At 68.5% G+C, this 26,208-nt stretch carries 31 protein-coding genes; 2 read left to right on the forward strand and 29 right to left on the reverse strand.

What is annotated here, in order from left to right:
- Positions 1-204: 204 nt before the first annotated feature.
- The 27 genes from ACZ68L_RS13710 to ACZ68L_RS13840 form a co-directional block, all read right to left on the reverse strand.
- Entirely contained in the window at positions 205-546 is a 342-nt protein-coding gene (locus ACZ68L_RS13710) for a hypothetical protein (protein WP_469576835.1), read from the reverse strand.
- A complete protein-coding gene (locus ACZ68L_RS13715) occupies positions 543-773 on the reverse strand; it encodes a holin (protein ID WP_469576837.1) in 231 nt (76 codons plus the stop codon). Before ACZ68L_RS13715 ends, ACZ68L_RS13710 begins: the two co-directional genes overlap by 4 nt.
- 12 nt (positions 774-785) lie before the next feature.
- Entirely contained in the window at positions 786-1,658 is an 873-nt protein-coding gene (locus tag ACZ68L_RS13720; protein ID WP_469576838.1) for a peptidoglycan-binding protein, read from the reverse strand.
- Positions 1,658-1,954 carry a hypothetical protein gene (locus ACZ68L_RS13725; protein WP_469576840.1) on the reverse strand — a complete coding sequence of 99 codons (297 nt, stop codon included), beginning with the start codon at positions 1,952-1,954 and terminating at the stop codon, positions 1,658-1,660. The genes ACZ68L_RS13720 and ACZ68L_RS13725 overlap by 1 nt, the downstream gene beginning before the upstream one ends.
- A gap of 69 nt (positions 1,955-2,023) precedes the next feature.
- Complete coding sequence (locus tag ACZ68L_RS13730; protein ID WP_469576842.1) at positions 2,024-2,347, reverse strand: hypothetical protein; 324 nt, start codon at positions 2,345-2,347, stop codon at positions 2,024-2,026.
- A gap of 11 nt (positions 2,348-2,358) precedes the next feature.
- On the reverse strand, positions 2,359-3,480 hold the full coding sequence (locus ACZ68L_RS13735) for a hypothetical protein (RefSeq protein ID WP_469576843.1): 1,122 nt from the start codon (positions 3,478-3,480) through the stop codon (positions 2,359-2,361).
- Positions 3,480-4,583, reverse strand: a complete 1,104-nt coding sequence (locus ACZ68L_RS13740; protein WP_469576844.1) for a hypothetical protein — start codon at positions 4,581-4,583, stop codon at positions 3,480-3,482. Before ACZ68L_RS13740 ends, ACZ68L_RS13735 begins: the two co-directional genes overlap by 1 nt.
- Positions 4,580-5,614 carry a hypothetical protein gene (locus ACZ68L_RS13745; protein ID WP_469576845.1) on the reverse strand — a complete coding sequence of 345 codons (1,035 nt, stop codon included), beginning with the start codon at positions 5,612-5,614 and terminating at the stop codon, positions 4,580-4,582. The genes ACZ68L_RS13740 and ACZ68L_RS13745 overlap by 4 nt, the downstream gene beginning before the upstream one ends.
- Positions 5,615-5,618: 4 nt before the next feature.
- On the reverse strand, positions 5,619-6,488 hold the full coding sequence (locus ACZ68L_RS13750) for a phage tail family protein (RefSeq protein WP_469576847.1): 870 nt from the start codon (positions 6,486-6,488) through the stop codon (positions 5,619-5,621).
- 18 nt (positions 6,489-6,506) lie between these two features.
- Positions 6,507-11,828 carry a phage tail tape measure protein gene (locus ACZ68L_RS13755; protein WP_469576848.1) on the reverse strand — a complete coding sequence of 1,774 codons (5,322 nt, stop codon included), beginning with the start codon at positions 11,826-11,828 and terminating at the stop codon, positions 6,507-6,509.
- A gap of 32 nt (positions 11,829-11,860) precedes the next feature.
- Positions 11,861-12,145: a hypothetical protein gene (locus tag ACZ68L_RS13760; RefSeq protein WP_469576850.1), complete on the reverse strand. Its 285-nt coding sequence runs from the start codon at positions 12,143-12,145 to the stop codon at positions 11,861-11,863.
- Positions 12,146-12,183: 38 nt separating this feature from the next.
- On the reverse strand, positions 12,184-12,807 hold the full coding sequence (locus ACZ68L_RS13765) for a hypothetical protein (RefSeq protein ID WP_469576852.1): 624 nt from the start codon (positions 12,805-12,807) through the stop codon (positions 12,184-12,186).
- A 2-nt stretch (positions 12,808-12,809) separates the two neighbouring features.
- Positions 12,810-13,334: a phage tail tube protein gene (locus ACZ68L_RS13770; protein ID WP_469576853.1), complete on the reverse strand. Its 525-nt coding sequence runs from the start codon at positions 13,332-13,334 to the stop codon at positions 12,810-12,812.
- A 1-nt stretch (position 13,335) separates the two neighbouring features.
- A complete protein-coding gene (locus ACZ68L_RS13775; RefSeq protein WP_469576854.1) occupies positions 13,336-13,584 on the reverse strand; it encodes a hypothetical protein in 249 nt (82 codons plus the stop codon).
- Positions 13,585-13,593: 9 nt separating this feature from the next.
- Positions 13,594-14,004, reverse strand: a complete 411-nt coding sequence (locus tag ACZ68L_RS13780; protein ID WP_469576855.1) for a hypothetical protein — start codon at positions 14,002-14,004, stop codon at positions 13,594-13,596.
- Positions 14,001-14,378, reverse strand: a complete 378-nt coding sequence (locus ACZ68L_RS13785; RefSeq protein WP_469576856.1) for a hypothetical protein — start codon at positions 14,376-14,378, stop codon at positions 14,001-14,003. The genes ACZ68L_RS13780 and ACZ68L_RS13785 overlap by 4 nt, the downstream gene beginning before the upstream one ends.
- Entirely contained in the window at positions 14,375-14,764 is a 390-nt protein-coding gene (locus tag ACZ68L_RS13790; RefSeq protein ID WP_469576858.1) for a DUF6093 family protein, read from the reverse strand. Before ACZ68L_RS13790 ends, ACZ68L_RS13785 begins: the two co-directional genes overlap by 4 nt.
- Positions 14,761-15,336: a hypothetical protein gene (locus ACZ68L_RS13795; RefSeq protein ID WP_469576859.1), complete on the reverse strand. Its 576-nt coding sequence runs from the start codon at positions 15,334-15,336 to the stop codon at positions 14,761-14,763. Before ACZ68L_RS13795 ends, ACZ68L_RS13790 begins: the two co-directional genes overlap by 4 nt.
- 26 nt (positions 15,337-15,362) lie before the next feature.
- Entirely contained in the window at positions 15,363-15,635 is a 273-nt protein-coding gene (locus ACZ68L_RS13800; RefSeq protein WP_469576861.1) for a hypothetical protein, read from the reverse strand.
- Positions 15,636-15,657: 22 nt separating this feature from the next.
- Positions 15,658-16,479, reverse strand: coding sequence for a phage major capsid protein (locus ACZ68L_RS13805; protein WP_469576862.1), 822 nt, complete (start codon positions 16,477-16,479; stop codon positions 15,658-15,660).
- A gap of 47 nt (positions 16,480-16,526) precedes the next feature.
- Positions 16,527-17,297, reverse strand: a complete 771-nt coding sequence (locus tag ACZ68L_RS13810; protein ID WP_469576863.1) for a hypothetical protein — start codon at positions 17,295-17,297, stop codon at positions 16,527-16,529.
- A gap of 68 nt (positions 17,298-17,365) precedes the next feature.
- The gene (locus ACZ68L_RS13815) at positions 17,366-18,400 is read right to left on the reverse strand and encodes a hypothetical protein (RefSeq protein WP_469576864.1); all 1,035 of its coding nucleotides are present in this window, start codon (positions 18,398-18,400) and stop codon (positions 17,366-17,368) included.
- A complete protein-coding gene (locus tag ACZ68L_RS13820; protein WP_469576865.1) occupies positions 18,397-19,890 on the reverse strand; it encodes a phage portal protein in 1,494 nt (497 codons plus the stop codon). Before ACZ68L_RS13820 ends, ACZ68L_RS13815 begins: the two co-directional genes overlap by 4 nt.
- A 3-nt stretch (positions 19,891-19,893) precedes the next feature.
- Positions 19,894-21,534: a hypothetical protein gene (locus ACZ68L_RS13825; protein ID WP_469576866.1), complete on the reverse strand. Its 1,641-nt coding sequence runs from the start codon at positions 21,532-21,534 to the stop codon at positions 19,894-19,896.
- Positions 21,515-21,757, reverse strand: a complete 243-nt coding sequence (locus tag ACZ68L_RS13830) for a hypothetical protein (protein ID WP_469576869.1) — start codon at positions 21,755-21,757, stop codon at positions 21,515-21,517. The genes ACZ68L_RS13825 and ACZ68L_RS13830 overlap by 20 nt, the downstream gene beginning before the upstream one ends.
- Positions 21,757-22,230 (reverse strand): hypothetical protein, encoded by a 474-nt coding sequence (locus ACZ68L_RS13835; protein ID WP_469576872.1) that lies wholly within the window; start codon positions 22,228-22,230, stop codon positions 21,757-21,759. Before ACZ68L_RS13835 ends, ACZ68L_RS13830 begins: the two co-directional genes overlap by 1 nt.
- Positions 22,231-22,541: 311 nt before the next feature.
- On the reverse strand, positions 22,542-22,781 hold the full coding sequence (locus tag ACZ68L_RS13840; protein ID WP_469576873.1) for a hypothetical protein: 240 nt from the start codon (positions 22,779-22,781) through the stop codon (positions 22,542-22,544).
- Between the two features lie 439 nt (positions 22,782-23,220).
- Between ACZ68L_RS13840 and ACZ68L_RS13845 the strand changes: the two genes are divergently transcribed.
- A complete protein-coding gene (locus ACZ68L_RS13845) occupies positions 23,221-23,730 on the forward strand; it encodes a hypothetical protein (protein ID WP_469576875.1) in 510 nt (169 codons plus the stop codon).
- 301 nt (positions 23,731-24,031) lie between these two features.
- Positions 24,032-25,021: a restriction endonuclease gene (locus ACZ68L_RS13850; RefSeq protein WP_469576876.1), complete on the forward strand. Its 990-nt coding sequence runs from the start codon at positions 24,032-24,034 to the stop codon at positions 25,019-25,021.
- On the opposite strand, the gene ACZ68L_RS13855 is transcribed toward ACZ68L_RS13850, so the two are convergent.
- Positions 25,018-25,416 carry a hypothetical protein gene (locus ACZ68L_RS13855; protein WP_469576878.1) on the reverse strand — a complete coding sequence of 133 codons (399 nt, stop codon included), beginning with the start codon at positions 25,414-25,416 and terminating at the stop codon, positions 25,018-25,020. The genes ACZ68L_RS13850 and ACZ68L_RS13855 overlap by 4 nt on opposite strands.
- A gap of 150 nt (positions 25,417-25,566) precedes the next feature.
- Complete coding sequence (locus tag ACZ68L_RS13860) at positions 25,567-25,959, reverse strand: hypothetical protein (RefSeq protein ID WP_469576879.1); 393 nt, start codon at positions 25,957-25,959, stop codon at positions 25,567-25,569.
- Positions 25,960-26,208 lie beyond the last annotated feature (249 nt).

A 26,208-nucleotide genomic window follows, 5' to 3' on the forward strand; every position in this document is an offset into this window, starting at 1 on the left:
GACTCGACATCAGAACGGTACCCGCCGTCGGCTCGGCGGTACCTCCGAAAGCCCCATCGCCCGCAGTGATGGGGCTTTCGTGTGCCAGACGCACGAAACCGCCCCCTGCCCGGCCGAAGCCGGAACAGGGGGCGCGGTGCGAGCAAGGCGGCCCCGTCGACGGGGGATGCGACGGGGCCGATGCCAGTGTGGCAGATCATCCGCCTACGGGTCTGCGTCGGCGGCGAGTTGCTGGGTGCGGGCATCGACACGATCCACTGCATCCCGCAATGAGCTGCCCGAGTTCGGGTGCAGTTCGTGTTCCACCGATCCGAGCCGTGCCTCGATCCCGTCCAGGCGCGCCATCACACCAGGCCGCCCCGGAACGCCCGGCCGCCCCGGCACGCCGTTCCAGTCGTCGACGAACTCATCGACGCGTACAACGATGCGGCGGACACCGCGAGTCATGCGCCACAGCAGACCGAGCGCCGCAGCCACCGCGGCGGCCGCGACCGACCAGATGACCGCAACATCCACCGCCACGACTCCGGTAGTGCCCTCGCTCACTCGGGGCCCCTGACCGTTTCGGTCAGGCCCGGCCCCTCCGGCCCGCCCGAGGTTGCCACCGCGGTGAGGACCGCCAGGAGCGCGGCGCCGCCCGCGAGCGACAGTCCATCACTCCAGTCCGCATTGATCAGCCCAACCGTGTCGAGGCCGAGCGCAGCCACCAGGGCCTGCGCGCCGGTCCGTACCGCACGCTCGCTGGTCGCCGTCCAGAAAGCCTTCGTGAACATGTCGCCGTCCTTTCAGCTGAAAAGCAGTTGCCAGGTGATGGGTCCGGGGTAGCCGTCGGCGTCGCCGCGCAGCTGCTTGTGGGCGCGCTGGAAGTCGGCCACGTTCAGCCGGTCAGCGTCGCTCCACTGCTTTGAGGGGCCGACGCGGTAGTGCTTGCCGAACCCCTTCTTCACGAGCTGCTTGCCGAGCTGCCCGATGCTGGCGTTGGCCTTGCCGGGGCCGAACTTGTCGCGGCCGGGGAACACCGGCCGGGCTGGGGGCTTCGGCTTGCTCGGGGTCGGCGTCGGCTTTGCGCCGGCCAAGCGCTGGCCGATGCGATCACGCATGGAGTCCATCGTGAAACCGCGCGGGTCGACCTTGCCGGGCTGCCACTCCTTGTGGCCGATCACCGACCGGGACGTCCAGCCGTGATGGCGGCAGATCGCGGCGGAGACCTTCTCGATGGCTTCGAGCTGGGCGTCGGGCCACGGGTCCACGCCGTCGCCGAGGTTCTCGCACTCGAAGCCGTAGAAGTGCCGGTTCCCGTCCGTGTTCGCCTGGTCGTCGGCGGGCAGCGTCTTCTCGGCGATGACCGCCTGGAGGACGTTGCTGTCGCCCAGGCCCGCGTGGTTCGTACGGCCGTAGCCGATCAGGTGGACCCGACCGTCCTTCGCGATCATGCCGTGGCACAGGGGGCCGGGCAGATCGGCGTAGCCGTCGCGCACGATCCGGACCGTGGCCGCCGTTCCTCTGGTCACGGTGTGGTGGATCATCACCCCGTTGACCGGGCCCCAGGAACCCTTCTGGTTGCGGTTGTGGTTCCGCCAGTTGCCGACCTCGACCACGTCCAGGCCCTCAGCCAGGAGAGCGGACAGGAACTGGTCGGCCGTCATCGGGTTCGCCATCAGACACGCTCCGGCCAGTGCCACGAGCCGCCCTGGTGGGGGCGCCTCTCTGCGGGCTGCTCGAACGGTCTGGGCTCGTCCTGGGGTACCCCGCCCTTGGACAGCGGATGGAAGAACAGGCCGTCGGGGTTGCTGACCTGGAGGCCGACACGGCCCTCCGGGTCGGGCTGGGCGGGGACCTCGGTGATCACGGCCGCCCGGCACTGCGAGGCGAATGCCTGGGTGCCGTCCGGCAGCACAGGGCTGCCGTGGCTGACGTAGTGGACGGTGCGGCCGACGGACGGCTGCTGGGACATGGGCACCTCCAAGAGGGCATAGAGAGAGCCCCGGCCGGATCAGCTCGGGGCTCGGAGCGAAAGGGCGGGTCAGAGGGTGGGGCGGGACCAGGTGCCCGGAGTAGTGCCCTCGGGACGGAGGAGTGCCCAGATCGTGGTCATGCCGTCCTCGGTGAGCAGTACTCGCAGGTTGAGCTGCGTTCCTGCGCCCCGGGCAGTCACGACCCCGGGGAACTGGTTGCCCCCGGCGTAAACGGGAGGCTCGGCCTCGCTGGACGAGGCCTGGGCGGCGATGAGGTCCAGGTCCTGGGCGCACAGGGTGTAGGTGACGGTGGAGCCGACCGGCGGGAGCGGCTGCGTCGGCTCGGTCGGCTCGTCGGGGAGGTCGGGGATCGGAACGGGGGCGAAGGGCATGCTGGGGCTCCCTATGTGAGATTTCCGAGGGGGAAGGATCCGTCGAGCCAGACCTGGGTTCCGGAGGCGACGGTGAATCCGGCGACGGTCGCGCCGACAGCGATGGCGCCTGCCTCCGTCACCTGCGCCCACCCGGATGTTGGGGTGCCGCTACCGGTGGAGAAGTAGGCCCGGAGCAGGGCGCGTTTGTTGGCGGGCGGCCGGTAGCCGGACGGCAGAGTGGTGATAGTGGCTCCGGTCCCGGAGGACACCGCCGCGCCGAGGACGCGCACCTCGTCGTCGGCCGTCTTGCGGTACTGCAAGCCGCGGAAGGTGGCGTTACCTCCGAGCGTTCCGCCGCTGGCCCAGTTCGCGGCGAAGACGGGGTTTTGCCAGGTCTCTCCGGCCTTCTTCACCGCACCGCCGATGGACAGGTCGCCACCGATACCGCTGCTGCCGGAGCCGACATTGAGGGTTTGCGCGGTGAGTTGACCGGCGAAGGCGGCATCGCCGGCGGCGGAGACGGTGGCCATCGCTACGCCCCCGCAGAAGAGCGCCAGGAGGCTTCCGGTGTGCCCGGTGGCAGCGGCCACGAGCGCGCCCGGCGCGTTGCTGGCCGGGGGTGACACGATCAGCCGGGCCCCGGAGACGGAGGCGATCGAATTCGCGATCTGGAGGAGCTGGTTGACACCCGTGTCGGTGTTCACGAGCCCGAGCTGGGCGAAATTCGGGTCCAGGTAGAGCCAGCCGCCGATCTGGCGGCTCACGTCCGACGTCTGGAAGCGTGCGGTGACCCAGTTGCTGTTCGCGCCGTTGGGAGTCCGTCCGGCGACGGTAACCCACCGCCAGTCGGTTGCGTCATCGTCCCCGAACGGACCGCTGGACAGGTTGAAGCCGGGGCGGCCGGGCGTCGCGTTCAGGGCTGCCATTTCAGCGCCGAGCGGGTCCCGGAAGTAGATGATCGGCAAATCGTTGCCGGGGTCCATGACGATCTCCCAGCCGTCCTCGCTGGCGTAGGTCGTCTTGCCGTTCGTGACCGTGGTGTACGCGGCTCGTTTGGCCGCGCGGAGCTCACGGAGCTCACGCTGCAGCGCGGCGATCTTCCGGGACAGGCTGGTGATGTCGGGTGGGAGCTGGTCGAGATGGCGGGGCATCAGTCGTCCTCCACAAGGATCGGCGAGACGGTGTCCGCGCCCGGGTCGAGCTGCCAGGACCAGCAGCGGGCCACGATGGAGGCGCCCTGCGGATGCCGGGGCGACCGGGTGACCTGCACGCGGACGCTGTCCCCGAGCCCGAAGTCGCGTCCGAGGCGGGGCGCTCGGGACGCCACGGCGTCCACGGTCCACACGGTCGCTCCGGTGCGCATCGCGGCCAGGTCCTCGCGGGCGTGCGCGGTCAGCTGCCCAGGGTCGGTCAGCCCGTCGGCCGGGGTGTAGCGGTGCTCCCAGAGGCAGTACCCGGCCGCGATCAGGTCGTCTGCGGTCATCAGGTCCGAGGTCAGGCGCGAGGCGCCCTCGCCGTCGCCGTAGGCACGGACTCGGGTGGCGCCTTTGCCCTCTTCGTAGGACTCGGTGAGCGTGTAGGAGCTGATGCAGCCTGGCATGTCGAAGACAGGGTCGGGTGTGGTGGTGACCGCGCCGATCTGCGGCCGTACCCGGATCGGCAGGCTGAAACCGCCCCTATCCGGCGTCCACGCAACGTCGACAGTCCACTCCGGTCCGCCACCAGCCGTCAGTTCCTGCCAGACGGACAGAATGGTTCGGTCGTCGCCGTCAGCCACGCTGTACGTGGCTGTGGTTCCGGTCGCGGGGGCGTCGAACACGAAGGGCGGCGACGACACCAGCAACGGCGCACCGGTGTTGGTGAGGATCGCGGCCTGGTCGATGCCGAAGCCGGAGTACGCGGCTGTGTACCGTCGGTCGAAGTACGCCTCGGGGCTGGCGCCACCCAGGTCGAGCATCGGCGCCGTACCGCCCGCTCGGGTCAGGGTGAGCCACACCCCGACCGGCTGTTCCGTCACCCGATCCACTGCGACCAGCATGGTGCGGCCGGGTTCTGTAGCCGCCTCCCAGTCCCTGGGCGCACCGTCCAGCGCCAGCTGCATCGACGCCGTGGTGCTCGTGCCCAGCTTTCGGGTCAGCGGCTGCGAGGTCGACAGTGCGCGCAGTTCCTCGGTGATCCGGCCGCTCTTGAGGTCGCAGCCGTACCAGGTGAGCTCGACCGGCTGGTGCACGGCTGGCGGGGGCGGCATGGTCATGCGACCGGCTCCACCGTGAGCTGTCCGTCCGTGGTGCGTGTGACGGAGCCGACTGTCCCGGCCGACGACACATTCCACTGAGGGGTGATGACGACGGATGCGCCTGCGGTGAGCCCGGTGAGCAGGATGCGGCGGTCGGAGTAGTTGCGCGAGCCCCAGGTGGAGATCGCGTTCGTCTCGTTCGCAGCGCGCGTGTATCCACCGGAAGCTCGCCAGCCCACCCAGGCCGTGGACGTCGTGGTGGTCGTGTTCTGGATGGCGGCGCCGATCGACACCCAAACCAGTCGGGACGGCGGCACCACGAACGTGACGGGTGTCCACTGGGCGCTGGTGAAGTCCACCCAGGCGCCGGTCGTGCCGTAGCTCGTGGGCGCGGAGGACTGGTTGGAGACCTGCGGGTCGTAGCGCAGGTAGCGCCACTGGGTGCCGTCCCAACGGCGGGGCCCGTCGCCGGAGTCCCACAGCTGCCCGGTGTACGGGGCGGGCGGCGCAACTTGCCCGATGGTCAGTCCGCCGGCCGCCGCGGTGTAGGCGCGCATCGAGTACGAAACGACTGGGGCGCCGCCCCCGACCGCGGGCACGTTGATCGTGGCGAGGGTGATGTAGGAGGGGTCTGGCGGGGTAGGCGCGACAGGTGACGCCCCGGGGGTGCCAGCGAGGTAGACGATGTCGCCGTCTCGGGCTCCGGAGGCGTCCGCGTCGGTGTCGCGGATCCGGGCGTAGAGCAGATCCACACGGGCATTCGTCGCGGCGGCCGCGTCGACGGTTTTGGTGACGGGGGTGTCTGAGACCAGCAGATAGGGGCCCTGCGTGCCGCTGGAGCCGCCCTGGACTACACCGGCGCCGGTGCTGATGGTGAGCGTGGACCCGGACATCGTGACACCAAGACCGGACCCGGGACGTACACCAGGCTGGGCGCGGAGACCGATCCCGCCCGGGTTGAGCAGCGCGGTGAGGGCCTGCCGGAACTGCTGGCTGGAGTACGCGGGAGCACCGGAGACGGCGTTGATCGGGTATGCGGTGATAGCCATGAGGTCACATCCATGCGGAACGGTAGACGAGGGTCAGGGTGGCTGTGGAGGAGTACGTGGCCGCCCGGAAGGCCAGGCCCGAGCTACCGGACTGGAGGACCGGCCACGTGCCCGAGACGAGGGACCGCCGCGACGCGGTGCCGTTGTAGTAGGCGGTGTGCAGGTCGCAGTCCAGATCCAAGTAGTCGCCGTCACTGATCGTCCCGGAGTACAGCAAGGCCCCGGACACCCCGTCAGGGCGGGTGACAGTGACGGCGGGCTGAACCACCGGCCCGGCGATCACGATCCGCGGCCGCGCGTCGATGCTGCCCTCGTTGGTGACGGTGGTGTCACCGGAGACCACCACTGCAGGGAAGGCGCTCGGGAAGGTGACCGGCCAGGTCTGGCCGCCGGCCACGGTCGGGAGGCGCAGCGGGACGACAGTCTCCGCCGTCGCGTACAGCCGTGGATCAGCGGCGGTGACCTGCACCGAGTACTCGATCGTCCGGTCCGTCAACCGCTTGATCAGGGGCCGCCCAGACCGTTTCACCGTGGTCTGCTTCGGGACGGTCTCGAACACCGTCAGCAGCGTGTCCGTCAGCGACGCCGCGACCTTGAGCCGGTCGATTGCCCCGTCCAGTGCCGCCGCGGACGGGGCGGTGGCCTTCCCTGTGAGGGTGATGACCCTCTCGGTCAGGTACACCGGCCCCGCGTAAACGCCGTGGTCGCCCTCGCGCTGGGTGAGCGTGGACCGTGAGTCCGGGGAGTCCCAGCCGTCGGCTTCCTCGCAGTGCCAGTGCACACCAGCCTCGTCGACCTGGCCGAAGACCACGCTGCCGAGCTGGACGAGCAGGTCAGTGAAGCGATACCCGGGCTGCAATCCGGCGATGGCCATGCGCGGTCTCCTTCCAGGTCAGCCGATGAAAGCCATGTGCCGGACAACGTCCGCAGCCTGCTCAGCGGAGGACTGCTTCGCGCCCGAGAGGTTGACGGTTCGGTGGTTGGTGATGTTCTGCACGACCGTTCCCCCGCCTCCGCCGCCGCGCATCGGAGACAGGTGGTACCCGAACGTCCCCGCGACCGAGGACAGCAGCGCGGTAGAACGGGCCCGGTTGCCTGCACCGAGCGGGATCCACGCCTCGCCACCCGTACCGCGCTCACCCGAGAGCACGGTGTACGACGAGTCCGGCACGATGCCGCCCTTGGCCATCGCCACACCCTGACCCCGCATCTGGGTGCGGAAGGTGTCCGACCCGTTGATGCCCTTGATCTGCGCCGCGATCTTCGGCGCCAGGACCCGCACCGTCGCCCAGTCCAGACCGGCCGCGATGACGTCGGCGATACCGGCGCCCGGCTTCGACCGCAGCACCCCGAGCAGCGTTGCCGCGTTCGCCAGGTCCTCGCTCGTGAGGAGCCCAGCGTTCGACTTCGCCGCCGAGTTCGCCTTCGAGGCCGCGCCCTTGTCCTTCACCGCAGCCGCCGCGACGGCCGCCGCGGCGTCGTCGCCCTGCGCGGCCAGTTGCGCCGCCAGGTCCCCGTACCCCATCCCGGCCAGCTTCAGGATGTTGGCCTGGAAAGCTGCGCCCTGAGTGTTCGCCGCGGTCAGCTGCTTCGTGTAATCCGCGAGCGTTGCCTTCGCCGTCGGCGCGAGGGCCTTGAGGTTCTTCACGATGGCGTTGAACTGCTTGGTGCTCGCCTTGGCCAACGCGCTGACCAGCGAGCGGCCTTCCTCCCCCATGCCCCGGAGCGTCTCCTCGACGTCCGATCCTGCTCGCTTGCCGATCTTCGCGAGGTTCTTCTCCCAGGCATCGTTCGCCTTGGCCGCGTTCGCCAGTTGCAGCTGGTACGCCTTCAGGTTGAAGCCGCTGGGCGCCTTGGCGCCCTTCTTCAGCCCGAGTGCCGCGTCCGCCGAGTTCACTGCGGCCCGGCTGGACTTCACCGTCGAGTTGGCCTTCTTGGACGCAGAGCGCGCCTTCTTCAGCTTCTCCTCGGCCGCCGCCAGCTGCTTCGCCGTGTGATGCCCCTTGCGAACCTTCGCAAGATTCTTCTCGGCGTCCTTCACCGCTTGGGTCTTCTTCTTTTGGTCGGCCAGGGCAGCGTTGAGCTTGGTCCAGGCGTCCTTCAGCTTCGTGACGGCCGAGTTGTACCGGTCCATGCCCGTGCCGGCGCCGAGCGTGATCGACGCCTCGGTGGGCGAGTAGCTGAACCCGCCGCCAGCGAAGGCCGTGATGCCACCGGCCGCGAACTTCTCCAGCCGGTACCCGAACCGCTGCGCCACCTGCTCCAGGATCGCCGTGGACCGGCCGCGCTTCGCCGGGCTGAGAGGGAGGTAAGCCTCCCCGCCAGTCTCCGGCTCCGCCCACAGACGCATCGCCCCGGCCGGTGCGATCTGTGCGACGTGCCGCTCCCGCACACCTCCCCCGGCATACGCCTCGGCGTAGATGTTGCCGTCCGCGTTCGGCTTCATGTACATCGAGCCGGACGACGGCTTACCCACCGAGACGTGCCGCTCGTAGGTGCTGACCGTGACGGTCTTGTCCCTGATCCCGGCCAGGTAGCCCTTGATCGCGTCGGTGGCCGCCTTCGGCCCACCGGTCGGAATCGTGATCGTCACCTGCTTGCCCTTGGTCCGCTTGATGCTGAAACCCAGGTCGGTCAGGGCCTTCTCCGCGGCGCCGGTCAGCGTGGACACGGTGACGGTCTTGCCCTTGGTCGAGGCGACCTTCTTCTGGACCGCCTCCACATCCGCCAGGGCCTTGCCGGTGACGGCATCGACCTGGATCTTCTTGGCGGGGAGCTTCTTTCGGATCAGCTCGTCGAGCGCGTCAGCTGCCTTCTTCGTCGGGGCGGTGATCTCCACCTGTCGGCCGCCGGGAAGCGTCCGGATCTTGAAGCCCAGGTCGGTGAGCTGCTTCGTGGCGTCGTCGGTCAGCGCAGACACCCGAACCGTCGACTTCGGCGGGATGTGACCAGCGAGGCCCTGTACGTACAGCAGATCCTTTTGCGTCTTCGACAGGCCGGGGGTGTCCAGGGTGATCGCGAGGTTCGATGGAATGAACCCCATGGCATTTGCCAGGTCCATCGCGTCGTTCCTGGTCAGGCCGAACTTCTGCCCGGCTGTCACCGCGGCCTGCCAGGCTGTCTCCATCTGTACGGACGCCTTCGCGAGCGCTGGCGCCGCCGACTCCCCGTTCGCGCGGGCCAGGTCGTAGGTGGCCCGAGCCGCCTCGGCCGCACCGGAGTTCAGGTCCTGGAGCTGGGTGTAGAGCCGCCGCCCGTTCTCCGTTGTCGCGTTGATCTTTCCGTCCGTCGAGATCAGCGACTTCGACATGTCATCGAGGTTCTTACCGAACCCCTTCGACCTATCGACGTTGCTCCACGTCTCCTTCAGCGCCGCGAGCTTCTCATTGAATCCGACAACGGCCGCCTGGGCGTCGAGCTCCCCGCCACTCAGCAGGTTGAGGGCTTCGTGCAGAGCCCTGGACTTGGTGTCCGCGTCCGCAGTCGAGTCCGCGAGCGTCTTGATCGCTGCGTTCAACCTCCCGGTCGGGTTCGTGGCGTCAAGCGCCGCACCGCCGCCGCCCTTCATCGCCGCCGACAGTTCCTTCTGTCGGCGGATCGCGTCCGGATACTCGTTGCTCATGTCACCGAGCGCGGAGGATGCCGCCCGATACGCCTTGCCCTGGGCGTCATAAACGATCTGTGCGGTACGGCCGTTGGTGATGACCCGCCTGTGGCTCTCGGCGGACTTGTCCAGCTGCTTCCGCAGGTCGCCGATGCTCGCGCCCTCGCCGAGGTAGGCGTCGGTCACCTGGCGGGCGCTGATGCCGGCCTTGCGCGTCACCTCCAGCAGCTGAGTCTTACCGTCCCGCAGCTTCGCGTCAGCCAGGGTCTGTACCACCGTCGCCCGGACGTTTCCGTCCAGACGACCATTGGAGTCCTGCAGGGCTTTCGCAAGATCGGACACGCGCTGCTGATGGGCCGCAGCCGCCGCCGCGGCTTCCTGTTGGCGCCGGGCGAGCATGCTCAGACCGATCATCGCCCCGGCGATCGCGACCCCCCACGGGCCGCCCAGGAAGCCGACCAGGCCCTTGAGCCCGGAGGTGAGGCCTGATCCTGCCGCAGCTGCGACCCCGCCAAGAGCGGAGCGGAAACCGCTCATGCGCCCACCGGCGGCCTGAATGCTGCCTGCCGTCGTGCGGAATGCCTCACCCATCCGCGCGATGGCCGGGGAGCGCGCCTCAAGAGCCGCGACGTATCCGCCGAACCGGCCCAGCGTCTGCCCAGCGTTCGCCGCCATGACCCGCTGGTACAGCGCCGAGTCTCCGATGCCACGGAACGCGTTCACGCCCGCCCGCCCGTACCCGGCCACCGCGGTCTGGAGGCCCTGCAGCTGGCCACGCAGCGGGCGCATTGCGAGCATGCTCAGCACCGCGAGCTGCATCGGTCCGGGAAGGGCGCCGAGAGCCTTCCCGAGCCCGCCAAGCCCGCCCGCCAGCTGCGCAAGCGGCCCGAGCACTACGGACACCTGCCCGAGCAGAGCGAGCGCACCACCCACAGCCACGCCGAGGATGCCCAGCGCTCCCGCCCCGGACGACACGGACGACACCACAGCGGCGATTCCGTCGACCAGCGGCGACACAGCGTGCGCGGCGTTCTGGAAGACCGTCACCACGGCGTACCCCGCACCGGCCAGGACCGGCAGCACAGCCACCAGCCCCGTCGTGACCGCGCCTTTCAGCGGCTCGATCAGCTTTGTAGCTTGCCGCTTCACGCCCGTACCAGCGGCCGCCAATTTCTTCTCTACCGCAGGCCCGTAGACATCCCAGAGGGTCGCGGCGATTTTCACACCCTTCTTGATCTTGGGGATGAAGGACGCGACGGAGTTGCCCATGCCGCGCGTGATCTTCTCCAGTGCCGGAGAGATCCCCAAGTACACCTGGAGGAAAGCCCCCTTGAGCTGCGCGCCGAGCGTGCGCATCGCGCCGCCGAGCCCCTTCGACTCAGCAGCGGCGACGTCGGCCGCGCCACCGACACGGCCGACCTGGCTTGCGAGGATCCCGAACGACTCGGCGCCCTGGTGCGCGAGAGCGGTGGCGCCCGAAAGGGCAGGCTTTCCGAACGCCATTGCCGCAGCGGACGTGAACTGCTTCTGCGTCAGGTGGTGGTGGGCCTCGGCCAGGCGCCCGACCACGTACTCCATGCCCTTGAACTTGCCGCTGGTGTCGAAGGCTTCGATGCCCAACTGCTTGAGACCGAGCTTGGCCTGCTTCGTAGGCGCGGCCATCCGGGAGAGCATGCCGCGCAGCGTCGTACCGGCCGTCTCGCCGATGATGCCGGCCTTGCCCAGCAGGCCGACGGACGTGGCGGTCTCCTGGATCGTGACGCCCATGCCGTGAGCCACTGGGCCCACGTATTTCATGGCGTAGTAGAGGTCGATCAACTCGCCGCTGGAGTTGTTGACCGTGTTTGCGAGGGTGTCCGCTACGACGGTGGCCTGGGAGCCCTTCATGGCGAACTGGTCCATGATGTCGCCCTCGATGCGGGCGGCCATGGCGACGTCTGTACGGGCGGCGGCGGCCAGCTGGAGCGTGCCGCGTGCCGCGCGCATCGAGTCCGTCGCGCTGAGACCGGCCTTCGCGAGCTCCACCATCGCGTCCGCCGCACCAGCAGCCGTCGCAGCCGGCAGGCGGATGTCCGCGCCCAGCGCCTGGGCCTCACGTCCGACAGCCTTCATCTCGGCGCCGGACGCGCGGGTGACCTCGCCGAACTTCAGCAGCGCGCTGGAGTACTCGTTGCCCTCGTGGACGATGTCCGCGAGGCCGTAGATGATCGCGCCGCCCGCGAGGAGTGTCCCCAGCGACCGGACCGGAGCGATGACCGACGACGTCGCCGACCGCACGCTCCCCATCCCTGACCTTGCGGCTGCGCCGATGCGCCCGAAGACCGGCGCGATGCCGCTGGCTGTGCTGCCCACGGAGGTCAGGCCGCGCCGAGCTGCACCAGCCGCCGTCGCGCCGTCCCTCAGCCCCGCCGCGCCGCCACGGGCTCCGGACCCGACGGCGGTCATCCCGCGCCGGGCGCTTCCCGTGGCGGCCGTCAGGCCACGCACTCCGGCACCAGCGGCTGCAGCCTGGCGGCCGAAGCCAGCCGCCGCCCCGGCCGCGCCGCGCATACCAGCAGCGAAGCCGAGAGTGTCCGCGATGACCCGGACCCGGACAGTACGCTCCGCCACAACGGCCTCCCACTATTGAGTTGTTGCGCTGATCAGTCGCCGATCACCGGCCGCTTCCCAGCCCAGATGACGGTGAGCTTCTGGCCTGACAGGTCAGCGCCTTCGCGCTTTCCTGCCGCCTTTTCGGCCTTCTCCTTGGCCTGGCAGCCGAAGCAGGTGATGCGCTTCGGTTCGTACTCGTTCGCTTCGTCGAGGGACTCGGACAGGAGGTGTCCGCACCCGCCGCACGTCTCGTCGGCCAGGCGCTGCCACTCGACGGCGAGGAGAGTGTCTTCCTGCGTCCATTCCGGCTCACCCGGTTCCCGCACCCGCCCCATGAAGACGCTGTAGGGGATGCCGCGCGGGGCGCAGTAGCTCAGCTGAGCCCGAAGCTCCGAAGAACCTCGGATGCGAGCTCGGATTTTGGGCCGGGATCCGTCACCCCCAGCTGAACGGTCAACGCCGTGCTCCAGAGCTGGTTGAGCTGCCCGTCGGACAGCTTCTCCCAGAACGCTGCGAATTCCTCGTCCGAGCTGACCACGGGGTCGATGAGCTGGGCCCGCACGAGGTGTGGGGCGAATGTGTCGGGGTCGAAGGCGGGCTCCCCCTGCGGCTGACCGGCAGCCTCGGCGGCCTTCGCCGCGGCCTCGATCTGCTTCTCGGTCGGCGGGCAGAGCGCCCGCAGCTCCTGGTAGCGCCGGTGCGGCACAGCCTGGAGCACGAAGACCACGCGCGACGCCTCGGCCTGATCCTCCAGGTCTCGCAGGTGCCGGGCGATGTCCGGCGCGATGTCGGGGAGGTTCGTTGTCTCGTCGTACTCCCGGGCGCGCTCCAGTGCGGCCTCGGCGTCCGCGATCTGCGAGGCGGTCTCGGAGTCGAGGTACAGCGGTACGCGCTCGCGCGGGCGCTGGATGCGGGCGGTGATGTCCGCGAGGGTGCGGGGCCCCGCCGTGGGGGCCCCGCTGTCGCTCGCGAACGTCGCGGGGACGTCCGTCGTCACTGTCAGCCCCCCGTCGCCGCTACGACAGCGTCCTGCTCCGGCTCGCCCGTGATCGCCAGCGACGCCGTGAACTTGCTGGTCTCGTTGTCGCCGGTGTCGTTCATCGCGCGGGAGATCACCGTCACCGGGTAGACCTCGACACGGTCGCCGGACTTCGCGGCGCCGCTCTTGGAGCCCAGGCCGGTAGTGGTGTCCTGGTTGAAGCCGGACCGGGCGACGATCAGGAACCCGATGGCGTCCTGCTCCAGGGTGTTCCACGCGAGGTCGTCGGTGCCCTGAGAGTCGCGGTGTGCGGTGATCTCCGCCGCGTCACCGCCATACGTGCCCGGGGCGGTCTTGTTGAAGCGGCTACCGATGTCCGCGGCGTCGATCGTGTTGCCCGAGGACGGGGTCTTGAGCCCGTCGCGGGTGACGTGCTCGGAAAGGTTGGTCCCGGCGGCGATCTCCGCGATCGTCGGCTTGGCCGGGTTCACGACCGTCGGCGCGAACACGATCCCGATCCTGCCAGTTGTGCCGTAACGAGGCATGTCAGTTCTCCTTCGATGCGGCCTCGGCCGCGGGGGTCTTTCGGCGCGGGGCCGCTGTCTCCGACGGCACAGGGGCGCCCTCGGGGGTCTCGGTCGGCGAAGGCTGGGCCTCGCCGGATGCCTCCCGCCATCCGCGGGGTTCCCACACCAGCGCGAGCTGGCGTCGGGTGACACGGATCGGCGGAGTCTTCGGGAGGCCGGGGTGGGTCATCTCGACCAGGTCGGTCGGCTCATGCGTGCGAGCAGCCACGAGGTCCTCCTACGTGGGGGTCAGGTAGTAGCGGTAGACGTCCACCCGAAACCAGGTCGGCGCCTCGGGGGTGCCTGGGTCAGTCAGAGGTTCGGTCGTGGTGGCCGTACCGGTGACGTAGACCGCGCACTGCTGCCACGACCAGCCGGTTGGGGGTTCCAGGTCGCCGAGCGCCACCGCCTCAGCCCGCTCGGCGACCTGGTCCGCCGCCCGCCGCGACGGCCCCACCGCAGTGATCTGGATCTCCGGCGCCCGATCCGCATTCGGTGCACCGATCGACCCTTCACCGCGCATCACCTGACGGGGCCGCACCACCACGTACCGGCCCGTCAGCGCACCCCGCTCATCACGGGGCTGTCCATCACCCACCGCCATCCCAGCCGCGCGCAGAGCGGCGACCAGGCGATCGGTGGCGTTCATCTCAGCGCCTGCCAGACCGCGATCTCGACACCCCGGATCAGGTCGTCCGCGTGCTCCTCCAGCGCCGGACCGAGGTGCGGGATCGGCGCGTTGTTCCGGGTGCCGTACTCGACGATGTTGCCGAGCGGCCCCTGCCGTCTCCCCTTGTCCGGCCCGATCTCCGCCTCGGGGCCGGCCGGACCGCGCGTCACGTCATACGTGATGCTGGACGGGTACGCGGGCAAGTGAGCGTGCCCGCTGATCCGTTGCGCTGCGGACCGTTTCACCTTGCCGGCCGTCACCGCCACCGCAGTCGTCGTGTTCCGCTCCATCAGCGCGATGGATGCCATCAGGGCAGCGGCGGTTTCCCGCGCGCCGGTCACGATCACCGTCACCGGGACACCTCCGTACACCACATGCGGCGAGCCGTGATGTGGCTGCCACGGTCCAAGTTCCGTAGCTGGAGCGTCATACCGACCAGCGTCGGATCGGACGACTCGGTGATCGTCACGCGCAGCCCGGACCGCAGCGGCTCGGGCCCGAGCGGGATGGACACCTTGTACTGCCAGGTCTGAGAGGTGGCGTTCACCGACGGTGTCACCACCGCCGTGGACGCGGGCTTGACCCGGCATTTTCCGTCGTAGATCACGACCGGCACCGTGACGTCGCGGCCGTCCTCGGTGGTGGTCACCACGGGGACGTCCTCGATGAGGCACCAGTCCGTCATCAGCGACTCGGCGAGCGCCTGGCCCTCCGCTGCTGTCTCCGCGACCCCGCTCACCGTGATCTCGACTTCACCAGGTAGACACCAGGTGTGCCCAGCACGGCATTGAGCGCCTGGAGCTCGCCGGGCATCAGGTCGCCGGCCGCCGCGATCTGTTCGGACGCGTAGGTCACTGAGTAGTCGTCCACGCTGGTCTGGCGGATCATGCCCTCGCCCTGCGCGGGTTGCTGGCTGAGCCGGTACGCAATCTGGCAAACGAGCTCGACCAGTCCGTCAGGGATCTGCTCGAATCCGTGCCGGTACGTCACTTCGACCCGTTCGGTGCGGCAGCGAGGGACGAGGAGATGCTCCTCCCCGTCCCACTGCCACCCCTCCACTGGCCCCGTCGTGCCGTCCACATCGACGGCCAGGACCTCAGACACGGAGAGGATCGGCGCCCCAGGCAGGGTTACCTGCCCGCGGCTGACCGGCAGACGCACAGTGGTCGTCTGGGCGGTGAGCGCACCCCGTCCGGCCGCCCGCCGTACCCGCGCGCTCGCGCGGGCCAGCAGACCGGCCGGATCCCGGTTCGCCGGCAGGATGTACCCGTACCCGGCAGCATCAGCCTCGGTGGCCAGCGGCGGCAGCATCACAACCTCCTCTCACCAGGCCGGAGTTACTCGGTTTCGTCGTCCTGGTCGTCTTCGGGTTCGGTGCCGTCCGCGATCAATCCGGCGCCGCGCAGCGACGCCAGGAGTGCGTTCACGGTAGCCCGCATCTGCGCGTTGTTCGCGCCGGACGGCACGTCCTCCACGGCCACGCCAGGCTCGGGCGGCGGCCCGGAGTCCACCGTGCCGCCGGTGGCCAGCACCATGTGCAGCGGGTGATTCGGCCCCACCGGCACCGGGCGGCCCTTGGCGTCCCGTGTGATCAGTTCCAGCTTGCTCATCAGCCAACTCTCGCTCTCTTGATCAGGCCGCAGCCGTGTACTTGGCGGCAGCCTCGGGACGGATGACCTTGCCGCCGTACACGTGCAGACCACGGAGCCGGTCGGCGAACCGGTTCTGAGCGCGCATGGCCTCGACCTTCTGGATCTGCGACACGTAGGCGCAGGCGTCCTTGTTGAAGGCGACCGCCTGCGCGCGAGCCGTGATCGGCATGTTCTCGGAGGTGATGATCCGGCAGCCCAGCAGGCTGCCAACGGTCGCCATCCGCAGCCCCTGCGGGTCGCCGGACACCGCCACGTCGGTGAGCTTGCTGGACGCCCCGATCAGCTGCCTGTGGAACATGGCGTTCACGGCGATGATCCGCCCGGCCGCCGGCACCTTGTTCTTGTTCATCGCGAGAACGAGGTCGGCGATGATGTCGAAAGCGTCGTCGCCGTCCACCGGGGCGTCCGTGTTCGCGATCGCGGTTGCCCCTGCGAGGAGCTGGGCGGCGATGTACTTGTCGGCGTCCTCCGCCATGCCGAGGCTCGCGGCCTGGCTGTACTTGTCCATGGAGCCAGCGGCCTGGGCCTTGTCGATGTCATCGACGTAGAAGTCGAAGGACTTCTCCTGGTCGACAGGCACCTCGACCTCGGTGTCCGTGATGTCGTCGGCCGTGGTTGTCCGGCCGGCGGCCTTGTAGTCCTTGATGGCAGGCGGCACGACGCCGCTGATCTTGATCTTGTTGCCGCTGGTCAGCTGCCCCTCGTACTCACGGTTGACCAGCGGTGCGAAGACGGCGGTCTCCCAGTACTGCATGGTCATCTGGGCGGACCAGATGGTCGGGATGAAATGCGTGATGGCCACGATGCGGCCCCTTTCATGAGAAAGGGCCGCACACGGCGGCCCTCGGTCTACTTCGTCTTACCGAGCAGGGTGTCGAGGCGGCCTTCCTTCTTCGCCGCGACGATCTGCTGGGGGGTGAGCTTCTCCAGATCAGCCTGGGTGAGCTGGCCCTTCGGAGACTGGCCAGGCCGTGCGCCGCCGTCACCGACGTCCTTGAACCGGCGCCCGGCCAGCGGATCGGCCGCCAGGTACGGCTTCGCGTCCAGGAGCTCGTCGAGCGCTTCGCTGATCGCCTCGATGTCGATGCGGTCGCCGTCGATGAAGTCCTCGACACGGCGGCCGAGGTGGGCTCGGGCGTCCTCCGGGTCTGCGAACTTCCTGGCCGCCTTCGCCTCCAGGCGGTCGAGCGCACGATCGCGCAGGCCCTCGGCCTGCGCTTCGGCACGGGCGTCCGCCCGCAGCTGCTCCAGGTCCGGCTTCCCCTCGGCCCCGTCGTCCACGGGCTTCTTGGTGGCCGCCGCCTTGATCTGCGCCAGCTCAGCCTCGGCGGCCTTGCGCCGCTCCCGCTCCGACCTGGCCTTGGCCTTCATCGAGTCGAGGGCCTTCTTACCGGCGTCACCGAGCTGATCGGCACCGTCCGGCTCCTGGTCGTCGTCGCCGTCGTCAGCGTCGCCGCTGTCGTCAGCACCGTCGTCCTGGTCGTCGTCCTTGTCGTCGCCCGGGGCGCCTCCGAGGATCGGCCAGATCGGCTGAGGGCCGGTTTCGCCCGTGCGGGCCTTGCGCCAGCCGACCGCGAGCAGCCCCGTGCGGGCATGGCGCGGCAGAGTGGTGATGTCCATCGTGATCTCCCATTGCGGGGGTGAAAGCGGTGCGCCGTTGCGGCGTGCCGGGTCTGTGTGGGCCCGCGTTACAGGCGGGCGATGTCCGCGCTGGAGCGGACGAGATAGCCGTGGCGACCGAGGAGCCGTACAAGCTCCTGCCGGTCCGCCGACAGGCGAAAGATCGACTCCGGGGTCAGCCGGGTCCGACTCATCGGCCGGCCCTCGATCCTTTCCAGCTCGCGCCGGACGCGGGCGAAGTGCGACCGGCGGGTGCTGCCCTCCGAGGTGGTGACGATGCGCTGCCCATCCGCCGTGGTCGCCCGTTGCAGACTCGCGGCGGTTCTCCGGGCGTTGACGACCTGCCCGATGTCGGCGCCGGCCCGGATCGCCTCAGCACCACCACGGCCGAAGACGCGGACTTGGTCGGAGGCGGACAGGTGGTTGAAGTAGGCGGCCGGGTCCGTGCGCCAGTTCCGGCTCCGGCGCGCTCGATCGCGGCCATCGCCTCCGGCCGGGGCGCCGTAGCACTGGCACCGCTTGTGCCGCAGGAAGTCGGCGTTCCATCGGTACCAGCGCCCCGCCAGGATCGCGCACCGTCGGCAGGCGCCCGCGTTGATGCATCGGATGTACCCCGTCACCGACCTCGTGCCCGCCATCGCGGTCTGCGCCGCCCCGCGCCCCGCATCGACCGTCTCGGACGAGCCCATCAGCAGAATGCTGTTGCGTGCCTGCCCGAGCGCCCAAACCGGCGACTGGCCACGCTGCTCGACCGCGAGCCGGGCCCGCAACATCGGTGTGGTCAGCATCGTGGTGAGCGGTCGTCCGTCCGCAGCCGACCGGGCGAACGCGGCCGGTGCAACCTGATACGCGGTCGACGCGTCCAACCCCATCAGCGCTGCGGCCTCCGCCACGTACTCGCTCGCCCCGGTGGCCGCCCGAGCCTGGCCAGCCATCAGCGACCGGTAGAGCCCCGGCAGCACCTCACCGAACCAGCTGCCGAGCAAGTCGTCGGGATCGAGCCGTCCAAGCCAGTACAGCATCTCCCCCTGCACGATCCGCGCGGCCTGCTCGATCTCCCGCTGCCGCACCGCCGTCCGCTCCAGCGCCTGGTCCAGGCTCATGCGGACACCGCACCGAGGACCTGGTCGAGTGCCGGGCCCCCGTCATGCTGCATGTCGGGCGGCTGCATGGGATCCCGCGGCCGCACTCCGAGGATCTGCGCGGCCGGGTCCATCTCCGCCTCCTCGGCGCGCATGCGCACCAGGTCGGCGACCTCCGTGGGGCTGAGCCCGTAGCGCAGGGCCAGCCACTCGAAGGGGAACCCGATCTGCCGGAGCTTGAGGAGTGCATCGGCGGCCTGCGCCTGATTGCGGGACTCCGCATCAGCCCACAGCATCTGGCCCCCGGCCAGTCCCCGCGCGAGCTGGTCTTCGCCGCGGGCCAGCGCGATCAGCCGGAACACTTCCCGGAGCGCCGTACCGAACCAGAGCTGCTTCTCCTGGGTCTTCTTCACGAGGCCGGTCTCCGCCGCCACCAGGGCGTCACCGGACAGGTTGGCCATCCGACCGATCAGGTAATGGCTCGGGGTCCTCGTCTGCGCGGCGATGTGCCCGACCGCGACCTCAATGACCTTGGTGTACGCCTCCAAATTCGCGGCCGGCCAGTTTGCCGCCTTCGCGTTCTCGCCCTCGATCCACAGAATCCGGTCCACCGAGAACTTGTCGAGGTCGACCGGCCGGTCACCGATGACCTGCCCGTTCTTGTCGAGGATCGGAGTCCGCGGTGCCTCGGCGCCGAGGATGAGCCGCTGCGGGAAGCTGGCGAAGTCGGAGGCCGTGAACAGCTGGGACCACAGGAGGTTGATCGCGTCCTGCATCGCGATCACGCCCGCGACGTCGCTGATCGGATCGTCAGCGAGCAACGGCCGGTTCGGGAGCTCGACCAGCGGCACCACGCCCATGGGGTTCGGCTGCGGGTTCGGCGCATCGCCTGTATCCCTGAGCTTGAACTCGTTCGCCAGCTCTTCCACAGACTGGATCCCCGCGGACTTCGGCGGCTCGGCGGACACCGCCCGCTCCAGCTTCCACACCTCACCCGGCAGGTACAGCGTGGCGTACACCCGCTGCCCGTCCTGCCAGCTCTTGAGACCGGCCATGCGCTTACGCCGCGACCCTGGCACATACGCGACGATCGCCTGCCGGGCGTCCTCGAAGGTCACCTCGGGAGTCTCTTCGTCGTCCGGGTCGCCCCAGACCAGGACGTACGACCGGGCACCGTACCCGGCCCCGAGGAACCCGAGCTGGCTGTCGGCGTCCAACCCATTGCGCTGCCACACCGCCCACAAATCGGCGTCGCTCCGGGTCTCCCCGGCAGCCTTGATTCCCGTCACCGTGAGCCGCTCCACGGGGGCGTCGGCCACGGGCAACGTCCAGTTGTCGGAGAACCCCGCGTACTGCTTCGCGAAGTGCTTCCGGAAGGAGTCGGAGGCGAAGCGGAGAGGGTGCTCGCCCTTGTAGTAGGAGACCCCCTTCGCCACCAGGCCCGAGCGGGATTGCAGCTCTGAGAGCAACTGGTCTGCCATCTGCCCGGCCTGCTCCAGGGTCAGCCCCATGACTCACCCCCCGGTGTAGACGTAGTTGCGCTTCTTGACCTGGGCGAGCCCCGCCTTGATGGCGTCACCGGCTGCCTCGTGGGCGAGCACAGAGACCACAGCGAGGTCGATCTTCTGGGTGACCGATGCCTTGCGGAGGACGTAGCGCCCAGAGGCGCGGGCGGCTTTACGGGCGTTCGCCACATGGGCGCCAGTCACCTCGCATCCGTCGTGCCGGAAAGTCGAGTCCTTCTTCGTGACGTCCGTCAGCAGCCGCTCGCACGCCGCGTGCATCTGCACGACCCGGGTCGTGTACCAGCGGACGACCCGCTGTTCCCCGTACCGGTCCGCCCAGGTGTCGATCTCGGTCTCCCAGTACGGCGGGTCCGCATACACGCGGAGCACCTCGTATTGGGTCATCAGCTCGTCCATCGCCGCCTCGACTTCGAGGCGCGGGACCTGGCCCTCCCAGTCGGCCGGATTCCAGATCGTTGGCCGGTTGTCCGGTCCATACGTCGGAGTGAACTGGTAGCCCCCGAGCGTCTCCGCCCTGAAACCGGTCCAGTCGTCGACGTCGGACCCGTCGAAGCCGAGCACCACCCGCGGCTTGTTGCCGACATCCACGGGCGCGGCCCGCAGATCCCAGATCGGCCGCTCCAGCCACGTGCCGACACCGGCGGTGATCCGGTTACCGAAGAACCGCTCCGCCTGCGCAATGTCCTTCTCGATCAGCTCTGCGGCCTCGCCCTCGATGGCGTCCAGGTCGACCCAGCCACCGCGGCCGGCACTGTCTCCGTAGACCGCCCGATGAATCTTTCGCCGATCCGCCTTCAGCTTGTACTGGAGCATCGGATCCGCGAGCTTGTGGTCCCGGTAGATGTCCTTCACCCGGGCCTCGGCCGTTCGCTGCGCGACGCTGTCTTCGGACGGGTCCCACGCGTTCGTCGTCTCGACGGACCGCCCACCCATACCGGCCAGGCCACGACGCTGCGTCTCAGCGACCTGGACCATGCCCGACGCGACCGTCCAGAGGCCAGTCTCGTCCTGGACCACGAACGTGACGCGCTGCCCGAGCCGTGTGCGCGCGCGGGAGGTCACCGGGTCGATGCGGCCGCCGCCTGGCAAGTTGATTCGCGTGTCCCCGGTGTCCGGGATCAGGTCCGCGAGCGGTCCCAGCTCGATCATCGGCTGCAGCGCGCTGTAGACGTTCGCAGTCTGATCCTCGGAGTTTGCCGCGATCTGGATCAGCGGAGTCGGCCACGGCCGCCCCATCGGGTCGCCCGGCTCGTACTCGTACAGCCACCCGCACCCGCACCCGTAGTCCCGGCAGTCGTAGACATCGCCGCCCTCAGCCCAGTCCAGGAAAAGCACAGGGCCGACGCCCTCGCCACAGATCAGCGCACCGGAGAAAGGACCCTTGCCCCACTTCTGCGGACGCACCAGCTGAGACCGGCGGTAGGCGAAGGCCGGCGCCCGCTGCCCCGGCTGCGCGGACGGCTTCAGCCGGTAGTGGTGGACCAGGAACGCCCACATCTCATCCGTGAGCCGGTACGCCTCGCCAGCCCGGTCCCCGTCGGGGATGACGCAATGCTGCTCGATCCACTCGCCCAGCAGCCAGCCCAGGCTCGGGAACTCGCCTGGAAACTCAGCCCCTCGCCAGGGCATGGACGGTCCGTGGCGTCTTCCTGAGATTCGCCTGGACCACCGCGTCGATCTCCTTGGCGTCTCTCCGTTCCCAGAACCCTGGGAGGTAGACGACTTCGGAATGCCGTAGCCCGAGCACCCGGGCCACGCTGCTCGCGTAGTAGACCTGGCTGCTGGACACGTCGTTGTCGCGCGCCCACTGAGCGGCCTGCCGGGCGGACAGTGCGCACACCACGTACAACATCAGCCGCCCCCCTTCTCATCGTTGTCCACAACCTTCAGTCGGCGCCGAGCCTGCGCTGACCTGGACGACGTCCGTCGCGCGGCTGGCTTCTGCGCCGCGGCCTCCGACTCGCCGCCGACGACCTCCCACCGCAGCCGCAGCATCGCCAGAGGCGTCAATCCGAGCCGGTCACCGAGCTGCCGGGCCTCCTTGCCCGCATCCAGATCCCCGCCTTCCGCGCGGCACTTCCACCGCACGTACTGCGCGACCTCTCGCGTCCACCCCATCCGCTCCCACTGCACGGCCTGCGGAGTTACCCACAGCTCTGTCCACAGCTCCGCTTCGACCCGCTGCTGTGCCTCCAGCTGCGCCGCGAGGATCGTGGCCTCGGCCCGGGTCGCGTCGGCCTTCCGCTGAGCGTTCGCCTTCGCCCGCCCCTTCAGGCTTGGCTCCAGGAGCGCAAGCTCCGCGTCGTCCGCAGCGCGGGCGGCCATGTCTCGGCGGGTCACGGCCGTCACGTCGTCGAGGAGCGGCCACCGCGGCGGATCACCCGCACGCCCCTCCGCCGGCAGAGGAGTCAGAGCGACGGTCGCGTTGCGCCGCCGACGCTGATCGGCCGGCTTCGGCGCAGGGCCCATCCCAGCCACAACACCACCACCGATCTGTCACTCTGTGTGGTCAATGTCCTGGCCCTGGGCCACTCCAGACCCGTACAGAAATCGATAGACCTCCCCGGCGGTCCGGGATGAGGTGTTGATCAAGGGGTCACCCCCCTACCTTCGTCACGTACCGTGACCGGGGGTGGTCAGTCGTCAGGCTCCTGTGTGTGGGCTGCCCCGGTCTCCATTGCTTCCGCGATGCGGAGCATGCCGACGCGTTCGATCCAGCCGAGGCCGTCGGAGTAGGAGGCGCTGAGTCGGGTGGAGCCGTCGGTCTCGATGACCTTGAGGAGGACGATGGCTCCGGCTGCGAGCTCTCCGTCGGCGAGGCTGGTGGTGATGTCGAGTGCGTCGATCAGTGATCCGAGGTGCTGTTCGCTGCTCACCGGTTCCAGCCTCCTGGCTGTTCGCGGGCTGTTTCGGTGCTGTGGCATGGTCCGCAGAGTCCGCGTCCGTGCGCCGGGTCGTTCGGGTCCATGCCTCGCCTTGCGAGCTCTCGCCTGTCGAGCGGCCAGTGATCAGCGTGAACGCTTGGCGTTTTGCCGCACAGCACGCAGACCGGGTTTCGTGTGAGGACTCCGGGACGGAACCGTTGCTCGTGCTGGTGTCCGTAGCCGCGTTCCCGTGCTGTTCCTCGTTGATGCTCGGCTTGACGTCGGTGGTCGGGGCAGCGTCCGCCCTGGGTGTATTCGGGGCAGCCTGGGACGGTGCAGATCTGCCAGCGTGCGGCGCGGGACATCCGTCCTCCCCTCATTGCGGGCCCTTGGGGCTCGGGTTGAGCTGTTCCCCGGTCGGCGTGGGTACGGGTCTGGGATGCTTCCCGGCATGACTGGCGATGTGAGCGATGTGTGTGAGTCCAGCGAGGGTTCTGTGCGTGTCAAACGGAAGCGGTCTTGGGTGATGCCTGTGGCCGTCGGAGTGGCGGGGGTGTTGGTGGGGGCGGCCGCTCTGTGGGTGTGGCAGGCCAAGGGTTCACCGGATGCAGGGGACTTCGCCTTGGAGGGGGCGTTGGTCCTCAAGGCGGGAGCGACAACGGCGGTGTTCGAGCGGGGCGGGGACTGCACCGGTTATGACGGGAGTGGGTACGGCGACATCGTTCCGGGTGCACAGGTGACTGTGTATGACAGTTCGGGCGCGGTCGTCGCCACGGGCCGTTTGGGGAAGGGGCAGTTGCCGGAAGGCTCGGAGTCGTCGGTCCCGTGCACCTTCCCTGTGAAGGTGGCTGGTGTTCCGAAGGGCAGCAAGTTCTATCGGGTGGAGGTAGCGCACCGGGGGGAGGTCACGGTGTCGGCGGCTGATGCTGAGGCGGGTCGATTCGCTGCTTCGCTCGGGTAGTGGGGTGTTCCGCCGCCACGCTCTCGTTCACGGGATACGACGAAGGCCCACCGATGGTGGGCCTCGTTTTATGTCCAGGCATGCCGGACTTGGGTCCAACTATGAGGCAAGAGGGCGCCGACTGCAAGCATCCCACCGGCGTACGCCTGACGGGAACCTAGCGAACTCCAGTGAATTCCCTTTGTGGGTAATGAATATGATGGAGCGCCAGTAATTATGTCGGTCAGGCATGGTGACGCATGCGTCTGTGAGTCAGGTGCTGGATTTGGGTGCTCCATGCGCCCTTGGATACTCTCCCGCAATGATCATCGACCGTGCCGCCCGTGTAGTGCCCCCGCGCTTCCCAGATAAAGACGTGCGCCAAATGATGGGGGGTCTTATTGGGAAAGCAGGTCCCGATGATTTGTTGGCTGCGTTCCTTTGGGTTCAAGAGGGGTGTATAGCTCAATATGCTTGTAATGCAATCAAAGATCATGTTCAGGAAGCTTGGGAAGCGCTCCAAAATGTGCGGGAGCTGATGAATCCTGCAGAGGGGGAGGAGGTGGATGGGCGTTATGTTGTGAAGGAGTGCGGGAAGATGGAGAAGGAGTATAGCGATTCCTTCTTGCAGTTTTGGCTTAAAGCGAAAAGGGATTCCAATCGGGCAAATGTGTGCTTTGGGGAGCTCGGTGAAAGGATGGGTGGCGACCTGGTAGGGCATTATGGGGGAGAAGAGGCTGCGAATAGTCCACTCAATGAAATAGCCGAAATCTGGGAGAGTGTCTATCAGTCGAGGCGCGAACTGGAAGGTATGAAGTCCAGGCTATCGTCTGCGCTGGAGGAGATCCGTAAGCTGAATGAGAGACGTGGCGAATTCGCGGCAACTGAAACGAGCTACACGCTGGAGCATATAGCTCGTTTTGATCATAAGAATTTCGAGATTCTGACTGCGTGGCTGGCGCGGCGAGATGGGTTGACGATTCTGCGCTCGGCCGGTGGAGCGGGAGATCTGGGTGCGGATGTTATCGCCCGTACTCCGGATGGGCGCAAGGTTGTGATGCAGTGCAAGCACACGAGTGGTCGCAGATCGGTCGGCTCAGATGCACTTCAGCGCTTGAATGGGACTGCCCGCCCAGTTCACAAGGCAGACGTTGTTGTAATGGTCACTAGTGGCTCTTTCTCTAATCCTGCTCGGGAATTTGCCGCCTCGCAACGCATTCACCTGGTTGATCGGGAGACATTGCAGGATTGGGCCACTTGGGGTGACTCTGTCTATTCCATCCTTGGGATTCCGGCGCCTTCTAATACCTAGTGCGCGTCTCGCCGGTATCCGCGCCGTCCGGCGAGGGCGGTGTTCACGGTGGCGCCGGTCCAGCGGTGTGCGGGGCCCTCGGTGTCGTCGGGCGCGGGCCAGCGACCCTTGGAGACGTCGGCCCGGATGGTGACGGTTTTGAGGCCGGTGGCCTCGGCGATTTCGCGGGCGGTGTAGAGCCGGCGGGGCTCGAAGGCGGTGGTCTCGCGGGCGAAGTGCTCGGCGATCGCGGCGTCGATGGCGGCCGGGTCGAAGATGTTCGAGCGGCTGCGCTTCCCGATCGGGGCGGGCCAGTCGGGGTGTCGGCTCCAGACGTTGCGCACGGTGTCGTATGAGCGGCCGTGCCGGGTGGCGATCTCGCGGAGTGTCTCGCCCTGGGGCGGGTTGTCTACCATGGTGGTCCGGCCTTTCTGGCTGGGTGGGACCGGCAGTGTTTCGCGAGCGCCCTTCGGGGTGTCTGGGCTTCGGCCTGGCGCTGCCGGTCTTCTTTGCGTTCGAGGGATGGGGCCGCCCCCGGCTGGGTGCCGGGGGCGGTGGTGGGCTGGTCAGTCCTGCGGGGGCTCCGTGCCCTCGGGGTCGATCAGCCACTCGATGAGGTCGGCGAGGATGCCTTCGCCGAGCATCATGTTGAGGATCGCGCCGTCTGCCCTGTGGTCGGCTCCGGAGATCGCGAAGCCGACGGTCAGTTCGGCGGCGGTGATCCAGTGAAGCAGGGCGGTGACTGCCATGGCCTTCTGCTCCTCGGGCATGGGCTGCTCGTCGACGATGTCGTAGGCCCGGATGACGGCGGGGAGGAAGTCCTTCATCAGGGACACCTCGCCGGTCTGGGGGAGCTGCATCGGGATGGGCAGTGCGTTGAGCGCCAGGCCGATGCCCTCGGCGTAGGTGCTCAGCCGGTTGAGGAGGTGGTCGAGACGGACTTCCTGGGAGTCGGACATGTGGTCCAACCTTCCTGTTGTGGGTGGCGGGTTGGGGTTCGCGGCCCCTTCCCCGTGTCTCTATTATGACCCATTGGTGCATCGAATTGCAACACTCTTGGGTGAGTTCAATACGGAGGCGCCCTATTCGCGCTTCATGGCTGCGGCGCAGCTAAGCCTTGATCCACCGACGTGGTCTGAAAGTGATTGTCTGACTGATCTTGAGCCGGTTTCGGGTCGGTGATTGTGGGCGGGCAGGTGGCATCCGCT

Source organism: Streptomyces sp. NPDC104309, from assembly GCF_055584025.1.

What these genes read in the sequence shown, in the direction of transcription:
- ACZ68L_RS13715 (WP_469576837.1), bottom strand. Translation starts at nt 773, where the DNA reads ATGTTCACGAAGGCTTTCTGGACGGCGACCAGCGAGCGTGCGGTACGG.
- ACZ68L_RS13720 (WP_469576838.1), bottom strand. Translation starts at nt 1,658, where the DNA reads ATGGCGAACCCGATGACGGCCGACCAGTTCCTGTCCGCTCTCCTGGCT.
- ACZ68L_RS13725 (WP_469576840.1), bottom strand. Translation starts at nt 1,954, where the DNA reads ATGTCCCAGCAGCCGTCCGTCGGCCGCACCGTCCACTACGTCAGCCAC.
- ACZ68L_RS13730 (WP_469576842.1), bottom strand. Translation starts at nt 2,347, where the DNA reads ATGCCCTTCGCCCCCGTTCCGATCCCCGACCTCCCCGACGAGCCGACC.
- ACZ68L_RS13735 (WP_469576843.1), bottom strand. Translation starts at nt 3,480, where the DNA reads ATGCCCCGCCATCTCGACCAGCTCCCACCCGACATCACCAGCCTGTCC.
- ACZ68L_RS13740 (WP_469576844.1), bottom strand. Translation starts at nt 4,583, where the DNA reads ATGACCATGCCGCCCCCGCCAGCCGTGCACCAGCCGGTCGAGCTCACC.
- ACZ68L_RS13745 (WP_469576845.1), bottom strand. Translation starts at nt 5,614, where the DNA reads ATGGCTATCACCGCATACCCGATCAACGCCGTCTCCGGTGCTCCCGCG.
- ACZ68L_RS13750 (WP_469576847.1), bottom strand. Translation starts at nt 6,488, where the DNA reads ATGGCCATCGCCGGATTGCAGCCCGGGTATCGCTTCACTGACCTGCTC.
- ACZ68L_RS13760 (WP_469576850.1), bottom strand. Translation starts at nt 12,145, where the DNA reads ATGGGGCGGGTGCGGGAACCGGGTGAGCCGGAATGGACGCAGGAAGAC.
- ACZ68L_RS13770 (WP_469576853.1), bottom strand. Translation starts at nt 13,334, where the DNA reads ATGCCTCGTTACGGCACAACTGGCAGGATCGGGATCGTGTTCGCGCCG.
- ACZ68L_RS13780 (WP_469576855.1), bottom strand. Translation starts at nt 14,004, where the DNA reads ATGAACGCCACCGATCGCCTGGTCGCCGCTCTGCGCGCGGCTGGGATG.
- ACZ68L_RS13795 (WP_469576859.1), bottom strand. Translation starts at nt 15,336, where the DNA reads ATGCTGCCGCCGCTGGCCACCGAGGCTGATGCTGCCGGGTACGGGTAC.
- ACZ68L_RS13800 (WP_469576861.1), bottom strand. Translation starts at nt 15,635, where the DNA reads ATGAGCAAGCTGGAACTGATCACACGGGACGCCAAGGGCCGCCCGGTG.
- ACZ68L_RS13810 (WP_469576863.1), bottom strand. Translation starts at nt 17,297, where the DNA reads ATGGACATCACCACTCTGCCGCGCCATGCCCGCACGGGGCTGCTCGCG.
- ACZ68L_RS13815 (WP_469576864.1), bottom strand. Translation starts at nt 18,400, where the DNA reads ATGAGCCTGGACCAGGCGCTGGAGCGGACGGCGGTGCGGCAGCGGGAG.
- ACZ68L_RS13820 (WP_469576865.1), bottom strand. Translation starts at nt 19,890, where the DNA reads ATGGGGCTGACCCTGGAGCAGGCCGGGCAGATGGCAGACCAGTTGCTC.
- ACZ68L_RS13825 (WP_469576866.1), bottom strand. Translation starts at nt 21,534, where the DNA reads ATGCCCTGGCGAGGGGCTGAGTTTCCAGGCGAGTTCCCGAGCCTGGGC.
- ACZ68L_RS13830 (WP_469576869.1), bottom strand. Translation starts at nt 21,757, where the DNA reads ATGTTGTACGTGGTGTGCGCACTGTCCGCCCGGCAGGCCGCTCAGTGG.
- ACZ68L_RS13835 (WP_469576872.1), bottom strand. Translation starts at nt 22,230, where the DNA reads ATGGCCGCCCGCGCTGCGGACGACGCGGAGCTTGCGCTCCTGGAGCCA.
- ACZ68L_RS13845 (WP_469576875.1), top strand. Translation starts at nt 23,221, where the DNA reads ATGACTGGCGATGTGAGCGATGTGTGTGAGTCCAGCGAGGGTTCTGTG.
- ACZ68L_RS13850 (WP_469576876.1), top strand. Translation starts at nt 24,032, where the DNA reads ATGATCATCGACCGTGCCGCCCGTGTAGTGCCCCCGCGCTTCCCAGAT.
- ACZ68L_RS13855 (WP_469576878.1), bottom strand. Translation starts at nt 25,416, where the DNA reads ATGGTAGACAACCCGCCCCAGGGCGAGACACTCCGCGAGATCGCCACC.
- ACZ68L_RS13860 (WP_469576879.1), bottom strand. Translation starts at nt 25,959, where the DNA reads ATGTCCGACTCCCAGGAAGTCCGTCTCGACCACCTCCTCAACCGGCTG.